General features: G+C 67.5%; 11 protein-coding genes. 8 read left to right on the forward strand and 3 right to left on the reverse strand.

The window, feature by feature from the left end:
* Nucleotides 1–209 precede the first annotated feature (209 nt).
* From H3H36_RS23140 to H3H36_RS23150, 3 genes are all read left to right on the forward strand, one after another.
* Nucleotides 210–734: a methylated-DNA--[protein]-cysteine S-methyltransferase gene (locus tag H3H36_RS23140; protein ID WP_182220428.1), complete on the forward strand. Its 525-nt coding sequence runs from the start codon at nucleotides 210–212 to the stop codon at nucleotides 732–734.
* A complete protein-coding gene (gene xerD, locus H3H36_RS23145; protein ID WP_182220429.1) occupies nucleotides 710–1,612 on the forward strand; it encodes a site-specific tyrosine recombinase XerD in 903 nt (300 codons plus the stop codon). Before H3H36_RS23140 ends, xerD begins: the two co-directional genes overlap by 25 nt.
* A 73-nt stretch (nucleotides 1,613–1,685) precedes the next feature.
* Nucleotides 1,686–1,868, forward strand: coding sequence for a hypothetical protein (locus H3H36_RS23150; protein WP_182220430.1), 183 nt, complete (start codon nucleotides 1,686–1,688; stop codon nucleotides 1,866–1,868).
* A 59-nt stretch (nucleotides 1,869–1,927) separates the two neighbouring features.
* Here the strand turns inward: H3H36_RS23150 and H3H36_RS23155 are convergent, their stop codons facing one another.
* Together H3H36_RS23155 and H3H36_RS23160 are read right to left on the reverse strand one after the other, a co-directional pair.
* Nucleotides 1,928–5,053 carry an efflux RND transporter permease subunit gene (locus tag H3H36_RS23155; protein WP_182220431.1) on the reverse strand — a complete coding sequence of 1,042 codons (3,126 nt, stop codon included), beginning with the start codon at nucleotides 5,051–5,053 and terminating at the stop codon, nucleotides 1,928–1,930.
* A gap of 3 nt (nucleotides 5,054–5,056) precedes the next feature.
* Complete coding sequence (locus tag H3H36_RS23160; RefSeq protein ID WP_182220432.1) at nucleotides 5,057–6,268, reverse strand: efflux RND transporter periplasmic adaptor subunit; 1,212 nt, start codon at nucleotides 6,266–6,268, stop codon at nucleotides 5,057–5,059.
* Nucleotides 6,269–6,645: 377 nt separating this feature from the next.
* On the opposite strand from H3H36_RS23160, the gene H3H36_RS27585 reads away from it, so the two are divergent.
* Nucleotides 6,646–9,141 carry a sensor domain-containing protein gene (locus tag H3H36_RS27585; protein WP_311196678.1) on the forward strand — a complete coding sequence of 832 codons (2,496 nt, stop codon included), beginning with the start codon at nucleotides 6,646–6,648 and terminating at the stop codon, nucleotides 9,139–9,141.
* Between the two features lie 46 nt (nucleotides 9,142–9,187).
* On the opposite strand, the gene H3H36_RS23170 is transcribed toward H3H36_RS27585, so the two are convergent.
* Nucleotides 9,188–10,216, reverse strand: a complete 1,029-nt coding sequence (locus H3H36_RS23170; RefSeq protein ID WP_182220433.1) for an endonuclease/exonuclease/phosphatase family protein — start codon at nucleotides 10,214–10,216, stop codon at nucleotides 9,188–9,190.
* 39 nt (nucleotides 10,217–10,255) lie between these two features.
* Here H3H36_RS23170 and ybaK point away from each other — a divergent pair, with 39 nt between their 5' ends.
* The 4 genes from ybaK (at nucleotide 10,256) to H3H36_RS23190 (ending at nucleotide 13,442) form a co-directional block, all read left to right on the forward strand.
* The gene (ybaK, locus tag H3H36_RS23175; protein WP_182220434.1) at nucleotides 10,256–10,747 is read left to right on the forward strand and encodes a Cys-tRNA(Pro) deacylase; all 492 of its coding nucleotides are present in this window, start codon (nucleotides 10,256–10,258) and stop codon (nucleotides 10,745–10,747) included.
* Nucleotides 10,748–10,859: 112 nt separating this feature from the next.
* Nucleotides 10,860–11,489: a glycerol-3-phosphate 1-O-acyltransferase PlsY gene (plsY, locus tag H3H36_RS23180; protein ID WP_182220435.1), complete on the forward strand. Its 630-nt coding sequence runs from the start codon at nucleotides 10,860–10,862 to the stop codon at nucleotides 11,487–11,489.
* 124 nt (nucleotides 11,490–11,613) lie between these two features.
* Entirely contained in the window at nucleotides 11,614–12,261 is a 648-nt protein-coding gene (locus tag H3H36_RS23185) for a DsbA family oxidoreductase (RefSeq protein WP_182220436.1), read from the forward strand.
* A 170-nt stretch (nucleotides 12,262–12,431) separates the two neighbouring features.
* Complete coding sequence (locus H3H36_RS23190; RefSeq protein ID WP_311196679.1) at nucleotides 12,432–13,442, forward strand: GGDEF domain-containing protein; 1,011 nt, start codon at nucleotides 12,432–12,434, stop codon at nucleotides 13,440–13,442.
* The last annotated feature ends 9 nt before the right edge of the window (nucleotides 13,443–13,451 follow it).

Consider the following 13,451-nt stretch of genomic DNA (forward strand, 5'->3'; position numbering starts at 1 on the left):
TACTTCGACCGGTTGGGCGTACCACGCCTGTCTTAACCTCAACTACTCGAACCGCCCGGTGCGGACCCGCATGCCGGGTGGTGTGGCAGGGGACCGGTCAGCTATGCTGGCCGCCCCTATGCCGATTCCCGAGGTTTTACAATGACGGATGCCGTACCGGTGCTGTGCTGTGCCGGCGCGACGGCAGAACAACCCGAAGGACAACATTCGTGACGAGAATACAACAGGGCAGCGCACTTTTTTCCGCCATCCTCGACGTGCCATTTGGCAAGTTCGGCATCCGTACGGCCGGCGCGCTGGTGACGGAACTGTTCTACCTGGCGCCCCATTTCGACGAGAAGGCGCCGCAGGACAAGGTGGCCGAACTGGCGGCCGAACAGGTGCTGCGCTACTGCCAGGACCCCGACTTCGTGTTCGACCTGCCGCTGGCGCGCGTGGGCAGCGCGTTCCAGCACAAGGTGTGGGACACCATCGCCGCCATCCCGCGCGGCAGCGTGCGCACCTACGGCGAAGTGGCGCGCCACATCGGCTCGGCGCCGCGCGCCGTGGGCCAGGCGTGCGGCGCCAACTGGTTCCCGCTCGTGATCCCCTGCCACCGGGTGACGGCCGCCAACGGCCTGGGTGGCTTTTCCAACAGCGATGACCAGCACAGCTACCACCTGGACATCAAGCGCTGGCTGCTGGCGCACGAGGGAGCGAGCGAGTACGCATGGCGCCAGACAACGTTGCTCTGATCGACAGCTTCTGCGACAGCCTGTGGCTGGAGGATGGCCTGTCGAAGAACACGCTGGAAGCCTACCGGCGCGACCTGCGCCTGTTCGCGCGCTGGTTGCAGGTGCAGCGTCCGGCGCTGGCCGACCTGCACGCCGTGGGCGGCCATGACATCAGCGCCTATTTTGCGGCCCGCCATGACGAGACCAAGCCCAGTTCCTCGAACCGGCGCCTGTCCGTGCTCAAGCGTTTCTACCAGCATGCGCTGCGCAACAAGCAGATCACGGCCGATCCCTGCGCCCAACTGCCGTCGGCCAAACAGCCCACCCGTTTCGTCCACACGCTGAGCGAAGCGCAGGTGGAAGCGCTGCTGGCCGCGCCCGACGTGTCCACCCCGCTGGGCCTGCGCGAACGCACCATGCTGGAGCTGATGTACGCGAGCGGCTTGCGGGTGTCGGAACTGGTGGCGCTCAAGCTGCTGGAACTGAGCCTGAACGACGGCGTGCTGCGCATCACGGGCAAGGGCGCCAAGACGCGGCTGGTGCCGTTCGGCGCCCAGGCCCGGCAGTGGATAGAGCGCTATCTGCGCGAGGCGCGCGGCGTGATCCTCGATGGCCAGGTGGATGACGCGCTGTTCGTGACGGCCCGCGGCGGCCCCATGACGCGCCAGATGTTCTGGGTGCTGATCAAGAAGCACGCGCAGCGGGCCGGCATCACGGCGCCGCTGTCGCCGCACACGCTGCGCCACGCGTTCGCCACCCATCTGCTCAACCACGGCGCCGACTTGCGCGTGGTGCAGCTGCTGCTGGGCCATTCCGACATTTCCACCACCCAGATCTACACCCACGTGGCGCGCGAGCGACTCAAGCATTTACATGCGCAACATCATCCGCGCGGATGAAAAACTTGTGCGGCCCCTATCTGCGTCATAATGTGCCTGAGTTACTACATTATCGTGAAACCAGAGGATGCAAATGGCAAAGACAAATTTCCAATATGAAAAGCGGCAACGCGAATTAGAGAAGAAAAAGAAAGCCGAGGAAAAAGCCAGGCGCAAGGCCGAGCTGAAGGCCAATCCCGGCGCCAGGGATGAGGCGGCCGAAGCGGACGCCGATGACGGCGACGCCCCCGACGCCGACCACGCACCGACCGAATAAGAACGGGGGCGCCGCCCCCGCGCCCCTCCCCACGTAGCGCGTCGCGCACCCCAGCGGCTTCAGGCCACTTCCGCCGCCTGCTGCTCCGCCGGCACGGCAGCCACGCCGTGCTCCGGCTTGCCCTTGAAATAGCGGGCCGCCCGCTTGCCCAGGTTATCCAGATAAGTGTACGCCACCGGCACCACCACCAGCGTCAGCAGGGTGGAGGTGAGCACGCCACCAATCACGGCACGGCCCATGGGCGCTTGCAATTCGCCGCCGTCGCCCATGCCGATCGCCATCGGCAGCATGCCGAACACCATGGCCAGCGTCGTCATCAGGATGGGGCGCAGCCGTACCTGGCCGGCCTCCATGATGGCGTCGAACTGGCTCAGGCCCGCGCGCTGGCCGTGGTTGGTGAAGTCCACCAGCAAGATGGCGTTCTTGGTCACCAGGCCCATCAGCATGATGAAGCCGATCACGGAGAAGATGTTGAGCGTGGTGCCCGTCACCAGCAGCGCCACCAGCACCCCGATCAAGGACAGCGGCAGCGACACCATGATGGCCACCGGCTGCAGGAAGCTGCCGAACTGCGAGGCCAGCACCAGGTAGATGAAGATCACGGCGATGCCCAGCGCCATGGCCGCGCCGGACATGGTTTCTGCCATATCCTGTGCCGAGCCGGCCACGTCGAAGCGCACCCCGGCCGGCAATTCGATCTGCTGCATGGCGCGCTTGATGTCGGCGTCCACGTCGCCGCCGGGCCGGCCTTCCACGGCCGCGTAGATGGCCACCCGCCGCTGCAGCGCCTGGCGCTTGAGCACCTGCGGGCTGGACGAGGGCACGAACTCCACCACCTGGCGCAGCGGGATCATGATCGGCTTGCCGTCCGGCCCCGGCTTGCTTGACGCCAGCGACAGGTCGGCCAGGTCGGCGATCTTCTGCCGGCCGGACTTGGGCAGTTGCACGTTCACGTCATAGTTCTGGCCATCGTCGGCCAGCCAGTGGCTGACCGTGTCGCCGGCCACGAACGGGCGCAGCGCGGCGCCGATCTGCTGCACCGACAGTCCCAGGTCGCTGGCCAGCTCGTTGTTGATCTTGATGGTGGTGGACGGGTTGGCCCCTTCCTGGCTGTATTCGAGGTCGGCCACGCCCTTGATGCGCTTCATCTTGTCCATCAGGCGCTGGGCCACGGCGTCCAGCTTGCCCTCGTCGGTGCCGAGAATGGCGATGAAGATGGGCTTCTGGCCCACCGACAGCGTGATGCCGGCGATGGTGGACAGGCGCGCCCGCACCAGCTTTTCCAGCTCCTTCTGCGAGCGCCGCTTGTGCGTCTTCAGGTCGCTCAGCTTCATGACCACGTCGGCCGTGTTGCGCCCGTCCTGGGTGCCCACGCGCGACAGCACGTCCACGATCTCGGGGAAGCTTTTCAGCGCCGCCTCGGCCTGCGCCACCTTGCTGTCCGTGTATTCCAGGCTGGAGCCGACCGGGGTCTTGAAGCGCATGAAGATGCGGCCGTCGTCCGTATCCGGGAACATTTCGCCGCCTATCATGGGCACCAGCGCCAGGCTGGCCACGAACAGGGCCAGGGCCACGGCCAGCGTGGTCTTGCGCCAGCGCAGCGCCACGGCCAGCACCTGGCCGTAGACGCCATGCAGGCGGTGCACGCCGCCTTCCAGCCAGGCCATCAAGCGGCCCAGCCACGGCGCGTACTTGAAGCGGTCCTGCACCGGATCGCGCCACACGGACGACAGCATGGGGTCGAGCGTGAAGCTGACGAACAGCGACACCAGCACGGCCACCGCCACCGTCACCCCGAACTGCAGGAAGAAGCGGCCGATGATGCCCTGCATGAAGGCCACCGGCACGAACACGGCCACGATGGCGAAGGTGGTGGCCATCACGGCCAGCCCGATCTCGTTGGTGCCGTCGCCGGCGGCGCGGCGGTGGTCCTTGCCCATGCCCAGGTGGCGCACGATGTTCTCGCGCACCACGATGGCGTCGTCGATCAGCAGGCCGATGCACAAGGACAGCGCCATCAGCGTCAGGAAGTTGAGCGTGAAGCCGAACGCCTTCATGGCGATGAAGCTGGCCATCACGGAAATCGGCAGCGTGAGGCCGGTGATGATGGTGCTGCGCCACGAGTGCAGGAACAGGAACACGATCACCATGGTCAGCACGGCGCCTTCGATGATGGTTTCCTTGACGTTGGTGAGCTGGCTTTGCACGTGCACGGAATCGTCGTTGAGCACTTTGAGCTCGATATCGGACGGCAGCGTCTTTTTCAGTTCGGCCGCCACCTGCTGGATGCCGGTGCCCACGGCCACCACGTTGGCGTCCTGCACCTTGGTGATCTCGATCGAGATGGCGCGCCGGCCGTTCAGGCGCGAGATCGACAGTTCCTCCTGCTCGCCGTCGACCACGTTGGCCACCTGGTCGAGGAACACGGGGCCGTTGGCGCGGCGCGCCACGATGATCTTGCTGAACTCGCGCGCCTGTTTCAGCTTGCCCTCGACCCGCACCAGCTGCTCGCTGGCGCCGTAGCTGATGCTGCCGGCCGGCAGGTTGGTGTTGGTGGCCTGGATGGCGGCGATCACCTCATCCACGCCCACGGCCTGGGCCGTCATGTCGGCCGGGCGCAGGCTGACGAGGACCTGGCGCGCGCGCGTGCCCGTCAGGCGCACCTGGCCCACGCCGGGCACGGCCTGGAAGCGCTTGGTGATCACCTGCTCGGCCAGCGAGGACAGTTCGCGCAGCGAGTGGGCGCTGGCCGTCAGGCTCAGTTGCACGATGGGCTGCTCGTTCTCGCCTTCCACGCGGGCGATGAACGGGTCCTTGGCCTCCTTGGGGAAGCGCGGCCGCACCAGCGCCACCTTGTCGCGGATATCCTGCATGGCCTTGTCCATGTTGGTGGACAGGTTGAAATCGATGTACACGCCGGCCCGGCCTTCCCACGAATTGGAACGCAGGGTCTTGATGCCGCTGACGGTATTGATGATGTCTTCCAGCGGCCGCGTGATGTCGTTCTCCACCGCCTCGGGCGAGGCGCCCGGATACTGCACTTCCACGATGGCCACGGGGATCTGCACGTTGGGCATGGCTTCCAGGCCCAGTCCCTGGTACGAGAACAGGCCCAGCACGACCAGCGCCACCATCACCATGGTGGCGAACACGGGGTTCTGGATGCTGACTTTGGTGATCCACATGGCTCAGTCCTTCTGCGCCAGTTGCGCCGGTTGCGCGGCCGCCGCGCGCCGCGGCGGCTTGACGGGGCTGCCGGCCTTGAGGCCGTCGATTTTCGAGACGATCACGCTGGCGCCAGCCGCCAGGCCATCCGTCACCTCGGCGTAGCCCTCATCCTCGTTGCGCATGCCCAGTACCACGGGCTGCACGGCCACCTTGTCCTGGACGATGGTGTACACCACTTGCCGGCCCTGTTCCGTGCGCACGGCAGCCAGCGGCACCAGTGGCGCCACGGCCGAGCGGGCCGTGACCAGGCTACCCTTGGCGAACATGCCGCCGCGCAGCGCGCCGTCGCCGTTGGGCACGGCCACGTATACCAGCATGTAGCGCGAGCCGGCCTCCGTGGTGGGGTTGATGCGGGCCACCTTGCCCGTGAATTCGCGCTGCTGGAAGCCATCGACCTGGAAGCGCACTTCCTGGCCCACCTGGATGCGCGGGATCTCCGACGCCGGCACCTGCGCCTCCAGCGTCAGCTCGGCCAGGTTGACGATGGTGAAGACGGGCATGTCGGGCGCCAGCTTCTCACCGGCCTGCACGTGGCGCTTGCTGACGATGCCGCTGATGGGCGCGCGGATCACGCCATCGTTGACGGCGATGCGCGCCACCTCGACGGCGGCGGCGGCCGCCTTGACGTTGGCGCGCGCCAGTTCCACGCTGTTCTGGGTGGCGTCATACGCGGTCTGGGCGATGAATTTCTGCTTGAGCAGGGCCTGGCTGCTGGCCTCGTTCTTGGTGGCCAGCGACAGCCTGGCCTGGGCCTCGTCCAGCGCCGCCTGCTGCTGGGCCAGGCGGGCCCGCAAGTCGGCCAGGTCGATGCGCGCCAGCACCTGGCCGGCCGTGACGGCCATGCCTTCCTGCACCGTGGTCAGCTCCACCTGGCCCGACACCTTGGACTTGACGGTGGCCTGGTTGAGCGGCGCCAACGAGCCGGACAACGGCAGGCGCAGCGCCAGCGAGCGGGCCGCGATGGCCGCCACGTCGGTGGCGGCCAGTTCCAGCGGGGCGGGTGCGTCGGTCTTAGGCTTGCCCTGCTGCTCGCTGGCGTGGGCGGCCGTGGGCTGGGGCCGCAGCAGGGCCCAGCCGCCGCCGGCCAGACCCAGCACGGCCACGGCGATCACGGGAAGGCGCCAGCGGTGGCGCCGCACGACGGACTGGGGAGGCAGGGTCTCGATTTTCATGTTGTCGTCTTCTTGTGGCATGGGGGCGGGGCGCCTGGGGGATGGTTCGTGGCGTGGCCGCATAGTTGGAAGGGGGACAGTCCTGTCCCCCTTGCCTTCGTCTGCAGTTGAACGCATGTTGCCACTTTAAGAAGAGGGACCGGCGGCCGCCACCGGAATGCGACAAAGCGCAGGAAAACGGGCGTGAGCTGCAAAAAGCGGGACGCCAGCGCCACCACCGGCGCCGTCCAAGCGGGCGACATTGTTGGTTTATGGCAACCGAAGTTGTAGTAGCGGACGGTGGGCGTGACTTTCTTGAGCGAAGTCAAACGCGCGCAGCCGTGCCAAGGAAAGAATGGCTGGAACGCTGATGCGGACAATTATTTCGTGAGGTTAACGTGAGTATTCCAGCATCGAGCGCCGACGGCGTCTGCTACGAAGGATCGGGCCACCAGGCGCTCGACGTCATCGCCCGCATCGTGGCCGCGATCGAAGCGATGCCCATGGTGGCCGTGCGCAGCGTGGACCGGGCCGGCATGGTGCGGTTCTGGAACCACACCTGCGCGCGGTTGTACGGCGTGGCCACGGCCGACGCGCTGGGGCGGCCGCTGGAGTCGCTGCTGCGTCCGGCCGCGATGGCCGACGACTACGCGGCGGCCATCGCCCGCGTGTGGCGCACGGGCCAGCCCGGCGCGGCACGCGACTGGTGCATGCGGCTGGCCGACGGGCGTACCGTGTGGATCTATTCCACCATGTTCCCCGTGGGCCCGGGCGGGGCGCCGGACCAGGTGTTCTGCCTGGACGTGGACATCACGGCCCGCAAGGCCGAGGAGAGTGCGCAACTGTCGGCCAGCGCCAATTTCCGCCACCTGATCGACCGTTCCAGCGACGCCATCGTGCTGGTGCGGCGCGGCCGCATCGCCGACGCCAACCCGGCCGCGCTGGCGCTGTTCGGCCATACCCACAAGGAGGCGCTGCTGCGGCGCACGCTGGCCCAGCTGTCGCCGCCGACCCAGGCCGACGGCGCGCCGTCGGCCGCCGCCGCCCGGCTGCGCGCGCGCCAGGCCCACGCGCAAGGCAACCTGCGCTTCGAGTGGCGCTACCTGAACGGCGCCGGCCAGCCATTCTGGGCCGAGGTCCTGATGACTTCCGTCACGCTGGACCGCAAGCACGCCTACTACACGGTGATCCGCGACATTTCGGCCCGCAAGGAGGCCGAGCAGTCGCTGTGCCTGGCGGCCCAGGTGTTCGAGAACAGCCGCGACGCCATCGTGCTCACCGATGGCCAGCATGTGATCGCGGCCGTCAACCGGGCCTACGACGAGGTGACCGGCTACCACGGCGCGCAGATGCTGGGCCAGCCGCTGGGCGCGCACCGCTGCGGCATCGAGGACGAGGCCCAGTACCACCGCATCCTGGCCGCCGTGGACGAAGGCGACCACTGGCAGGGCGAAGTGTGGGCCGTGCGCGCCAACGGCCAGCGCTACCTGGCCTGGCTGGCGCTGACGGCCATCCGTGACGCGCGCCGGCAGGTGTGCAACTACATGGGCATGCTGTCGGACATCACGGAACGCAAGCGGGCCGAGGCCCAGGCGCGCCACCTGGCCGAGCACGATTTCCTGACCGGCCTGCCGAACCGCGCGCTGCTGCTGGACCGCCTGAATCTGGCCCTGACGGCGGCCCGCCGCCACCACAGCAAGCTGGCCATCCTGTTCCTGGACCTGGACCGCTTCAAGCACATCAACGACGCGCTGGGCCACCACGTGGGCGATTCGCTGCTGCGCGAAGTGGCCGCCCGGCTGGTGCGCTGCGTGCGCGCCGTGGACACGGTGAGCCGCCAGGGCGGCGACGAATTCCTGATCGTGCTGACCGACATCGGCGCCGTGGACCAGGCGGCCCACGTGGCGGCCACCGTGCTGCAAGCGATCACCCAGCAGTATGTGCTGGACCAGCACCGGCTCGTCGTGACCACCTCGATCGGCATCAGCGTCTACCCCGACGACGGCACCGACATCGACACCCTGGTGCGCCACGCCGACCTGGCCATGTACCATGCCAAGGAACATGGCCGCAACCGCTACCAGTTCTTCAACGCCGACATGAACCTGCGGATCACGGAACGGGTGCGCTTCGAGAACGACCTGCGGCGCGCCGTGGCCGAACGCCAGTTCGAGCTGGCGTTCCAGCCGGAGCTGGACCTGGCCACCGGCCAGGTGCTGGGGATGGAGGCGCTGGTGCGCTGGCGCCATCCGGAACTGGGGCTGCTGGCGCCGGCCCGCTTCATTGACGTGGCCGAGGATTGCGGCCTGATGGTGGCCATCGGCACCTGGGTGTTGCAGGAGGCGTGCCGTCGCGCGCGCGGCTGGCAGGACGAGGGCCGGCCGCTGGTGGTGGCCGTCAACCTGTCGCCCAGCCAGTTCATGCAGCGCGAACTGGCCGCCACGGTGCGCGCGACATTGCAGGCGTCGGCCCTGCCGCCGTCGCTGCTGGCGCTGGAGATCACGGAAATGGTGCTGATGAAGGATGGCAACGGCGCGCTGGCCACGCTGCAGGACTTGCGGGCCATGGGGGTGAGCCTGGTGATCGACGATTTCGGCACCGGCTATTCGCGCCTGGGCCACTTGAAGGACTGCCCGGTCGACAAGCTCAAGATCGACCGTTCCTTCGTCAACGATTTCGAGCATGAGCCGGCCGAGGCGGCCGTGGTCAGCGCCATCATCGCGCTGGCCCACAGCCTGAAGATGAAAGTGCTGGCCGAGGGCGTGGAGACGGAGATGCAGCTGCGCTACCTGCGCGAGCAGGGCTGCGACCAGTACCAGGGCACTTATGTGCGCGCCGATGCGGGGCCGGCGTCGGCCGCGGCGGATGGCGCGGCGTCCGGCGCCGCGCGCTGAGCGCCGGCATTGCCAGCGTGGCCGGCGCGGCGCCCCGCGTGGGCCGTCAGCGCGGCGCGCTGGGCGGGGCGTCCGTATCGGTATCGTACAGGCGCAGCCGCACCAGCACCTGGCCGTGGTCGGACGCTTCCGGGCGCTGCAGCAGCAAATGGTCGTTCAGGTAGCTCACGTCCAGCACGGCGCCGATGGCGTGGGGCGAGGCCGGGTTGAACTGCTCCGACACCAGCACATGGTCGATCGTCATGTAGTGGCCTTCGTGGACGTTGGTGTAGCCCAGGTGGCGCGCCTGGTCCTGGCGCAGCTGGATCTGGTTGCAGTCGAACAGGCGGCCCCGCAGTTCCTCGCCGGGCAGGCACGGGGCGCCGGCGCCCAGCACGATGCCGGTGGTGACGGCGTCGAGCGTATCGTTGAAGTCGCCCAGCACCACGCACGGTTGGCGCGCCCCCAGCGCCAGTTCGCCGGCCAGCGCGCGCAGCGCCACGGCCTCGGTGCCGCGCCGGATCAATGAACGCAGGTTGGCCTGAGCGTACTGCACGGGATCGGGGCCGCCGTTGCCGCCGTTGCCGCCGTTGCCATTGGCGTCGCCGCCATTGCGGTAGTCGGGCCGCTTCGATTTCAGGTGCACCACCAGCACATCGAGCGTGCCGCCGCCGGGCAGCAGTACCTGCGCGTGCACGGGCGCGCGCGCGTAGCGGTCGGGGTCGCGGCAGGCGCAGGGCATGGCCACGCCGGCGGGGAAGGCGGGGTGGCTGGTGGCCGGCGCGGCCAGCGGCAGGCGCGAGACCAGCGCCACTTGCGGCGTGAGGCGCTCGGCCAGCGGATCGGGCGCCACTCCGGCCACGGTGGCGCCATCGTAGCGCCGGCAGCGCGCCAGCACGGCGCGCAATGTGTCGAGGCTGAACACTTCCTGCAGCCCGACCACGTCCGCGTCCAGCTGGTCGAGCTGGCGCGCCGTCCATTCGATTTTCGCTTCGTATTGCGCCTGCGTCAGTGGCGCCAGGTTGTCGTACAATTTCGCGCCCGGCGGGGCCAGGTTGCAAACATTGAAAGTGGCAAGGCGAATTTCTTGCGGCATAATGCGACACTCCTTAGCGAACGTTTAGCGTATCACGGCATGGCAAAGAAAGAACACATTTCCGAAACCCCGGCCACCCAGCTGCTGCGCAAGCAGAAGGTGGCGTTCAGCGAGCATCCCTACGACTACGAGGAGCATGGCGGCACCACCGTGTCGGCGCGCGAACTGGGCGTGGACGAGCACCACGTGGTCAAGACGCTGGTGATGCAGGACGAGGCGGCCAAGCCGCTGATCGTACTGATGCACGGCGACTGCAAGGTCTCGACCAAGAACCTGGCGCGCGCCATCGGCTGCAAGTCGGTCGAGCCGTGCAAGCCGGAAGTGGCGCAGCGCCACAGCGGCTACCAGGTGGGCGGCACGTCGCCATTCGGCACCCGCAAGGCCATGCCGGTCTACGTGGAGCAATCCATCCTCGCGCTGGAAACGATTTATATCAATGGCGGCCGGCGCGGCTACCTGGTGGGCATCGCGCCGCAGGTGCTGGTGGACGTGCTGAAGGCGCGCCCGGTGCAATGCGCGCTGGCTGACTGAGCGCCCGGACGGCGTTGGCAAAACCGCACAATTTTCCCGATGGCGGGCGGGCTTGGTGTATATTCAGCCTCCCCCGGCCCGGAGCGCCGGGAATTATTCGCAAAGGGACACAATGAATACAGTATGGATGACCGTGGCCGCCTACCTGGTGGGCTCGATCTCGTTCGCCGTCGTGATGAGCGCGCTGTTCGGCATCGCCGACCCGCGCACCTACGGCTCCAAGAATCCCGGCGCCACCAATGTGTTGCGAAGTGGCAACAAGAAGGCCGCCATCATGACCCTGATCGGCGACGGCGCCAAGGGCTGGCTGGCCGTGTGGCTGGCGATCCGCTACGCCGACCAGCTGCAGGTGGGCGACATGACGATCGCGCTGGTGGCGATCGCCGTGTTCCTGGGCCACCTGTGGCCCGTGTTCTTCCGCTTCGTGGGCGGCAAGGGCGTGGCCACGGCGCTGGGCGTGCTGCTGGGCCTGAACCCCTGGCTGGGCCTGGCCACGCTGGCCACCTGGCTGGTGGTGGCGTTCGCGTTCCGCTATTCCTCGCTGGCGGCCCTGATCGCGGCCCTGTTCGCGCCGTTCTACTATGGCTTGCTGTTCGGCGTGGAGCCGCAACTGTTCGCCGTCGTCATCATGAGCGTGCTGCTGGCCTACCGCCACAGCCAGAACATCTCGAACCTGCTGGCCGGCAAGGAAAGCCGCATCGGCAGCAAGAGCGCCGGCGCCGCCAAGGCCAAGCACAAGTAAGCAGCACCACCGTCGGCGCCAGCGGGGCCACCCCGCCCGGCCCGCTTGAATTCCGGCGCGCCGCCGCCATCTGGGGCGCGGGCGCCGGCACACGCGCGGCGCGTCACCATTGCAAAGGCTAGCCATGACCATCCCTCTCACGATTGATTTCGTCTCCGACGTTTCCTGCCCCTGGTGCGCCATCGGGCTCAAGGCGCTGGACGCGGCCATCGCCCGCATCGGCGACGAGGCCGACATCACGCTGCACTTCCAGCCGTTCGAACTGAATCCCAACATGGGCCCGGAAGGCCAGGACATCACGGAACACCTGATGCAGAAATACGGCGCCAGCGCCGAGCAGCAAGCCCAGACCCGGGCCGCCATCCGGGCCCGCGGCGCCGAGGTGGGCTTCGATTTCGCGCTCGACCAGCGCAGCCGCATCTACAACACCTTCGACGCCCACCGCCTGCTGCACTGGGCCGAGCTGGAAGGGCGCCAGAAGCAACTCAAGCTGGCCTTGCTGGAAGCGTATTTCAGCCGCGGCCTCAATCCCAGCGCGCACGATGTGCTGGTGCGCCTGGCCGGCGAAGCGGGCCTGGACCCGGCCACGGCGTCGGAAATTCTCGAAAGCAATCAATACGCGGACGAGGTGCGCGAGCGCGAGCAATTTTTCGCCCGCCACGGCATCAATTCCGTGCCGGCCATTATCATCAACCAGCGCCATCTGATCTCCGGCGGCCAGCCGGTGGACGTATTTGAGCGCGCACTGCGGCAGATCATGACGGAGTCTTAAAATTCGCTGTCAACCACGGGTTACAAGCGCGCTCGAGGCCGTCATTTTGGGATAAACTGACACGGTAGCAAAATGGCACGGGAGGGCCGCTCCGGCGTTCCCGTCGTTGGTGTCGATCGCGTTGTTTTGGGGGTCCTATGCTGGCCGCAGAAAAAATCCACGTCTTGCCGGTGGCGAGACCACAAACCGACCAGTTCCGCCTGGCCGCCTTGCACCGTTACAACATCCTTGACACCCCCGCCAGTGAGGATTTCAACTTCCTCACCGAGCTCGCTGCCAAGCTGTGCAACGTACCGTATTCCTTCATTTCGCTGGTCGACCAGGACCGCGTCTGGATCAAGGCCCACACGGGCATGGAACTGTCGGTGTTGCCGCGCACGGATTGCTATTGTTCGCTGGCTATCCTGGGCGACAGCGCCACCGAGATTCGCGACCTGCAGGCCGATTACCGCACGGCCCACATGCCGCTCACCGTCAACGCGCCATTCATGCGCATGTACAGCAGTGTGGCGCTGACGTCGGCGGACGGCTTCGCCATCGGCACGCTGTGCGTGATGGACACGGTGCCGGGCCAGTTGACCGGGGAACAGCGCCAGGTGCTGGCGCGGCTGGCGCGCCAGGCCATGGCCCTGATCGAACTGCGGACCAAGGAAAAGGCGCTGACCGACTCGATGCGCGAGCTGGAACAGCTCACCATCACGGACGAGTTGACGGGCCTGCACAACCGCCGCTCGCTGCTGCAGCGCCTCAAGTTCGAATCGGCGCGCGCCAAGCGCTTCCGCGCCCCGCTGTCGGCGCTGATGATAGACCTCGACCACTTCCGCAAGATCAACGACAACTACGGCCCCGCCGTGGGCGACCAGATGCTGGCCAGCGTGGGCCGCATGCTGCGCGAGAGCGTGCGCGTGATCGACATCGCGGCCCGCTACGGCGGCGAGGAAATCTGCATCGTGCTGCCCAACACGCCGTTTGACGGCGCCTGCAAGCTGGCCGAGAACCTGCGCATCAAGATCGAGGCGCAGCAGCACCTGGTCGCCAGCCGCATTTTGCCCATCACGGCCAGCGTGGGCGTGGGCGCGTTCGACCACATGGAGATCGCCGACGGCGACAGCCTGTTGCGCCAGGCCGGCGCGGCCCTGCTGCGGGCCAAGCAGTCGGGCCGCAACCAGATCGCCTACTGACCCGCGCTG

This window comes from Rugamonas fusca (assembly GCF_014042365.1).
GTDB classification, from domain to species: domain Bacteria; phylum Pseudomonadota; class Gammaproteobacteria; order Burkholderiales; family Burkholderiaceae_D; genus Rugamonas; species Rugamonas fusca.

Bases quoted from the DNA above. Each gene is read 5' to 3' on its own strand.
- H3H36_RS23185 (WP_182220436.1), top strand. From the start codon at position 11,614: ATGACCATCCCTCTCACGATTGATTTCGTCTCCGACGTTTCCTGCCCC.
- plsY (WP_182220435.1), top strand. From the start codon at position 10,860: ATGAATACAGTATGGATGACCGTGGCCGCCTACCTGGTGGGCTCGATC.
- ybaK (WP_182220434.1), top strand. From the start codon at position 10,256: ATGGCAAAGAAAGAACACATTTCCGAAACCCCGGCCACCCAGCTGCTG.
- H3H36_RS23170 (WP_182220433.1), bottom strand. From the start codon at position 10,216: ATGCCGCAAGAAATTCGCCTTGCCACTTTCAATGTTTGCAACCTGGCC.
- H3H36_RS23155 (WP_182220431.1), bottom strand. From the start codon at position 5,053: ATGTGGATCACCAAAGTCAGCATCCAGAACCCCGTGTTCGCCACCATG.
- H3H36_RS23160 (WP_182220432.1), bottom strand. From the start codon at position 6,268: ATGAAAATCGAGACCCTGCCTCCCCAGTCCGTCGTGCGGCGCCACCGC.
- xerD (WP_182220429.1), top strand. From the start codon at position 710: ATGGCGCCAGACAACGTTGCTCTGATCGACAGCTTCTGCGACAGCCTG.
- H3H36_RS23150 (WP_182220430.1), top strand. From the start codon at position 1,686: ATGGCAAAGACAAATTTCCAATATGAAAAGCGGCAACGCGAATTAGAG.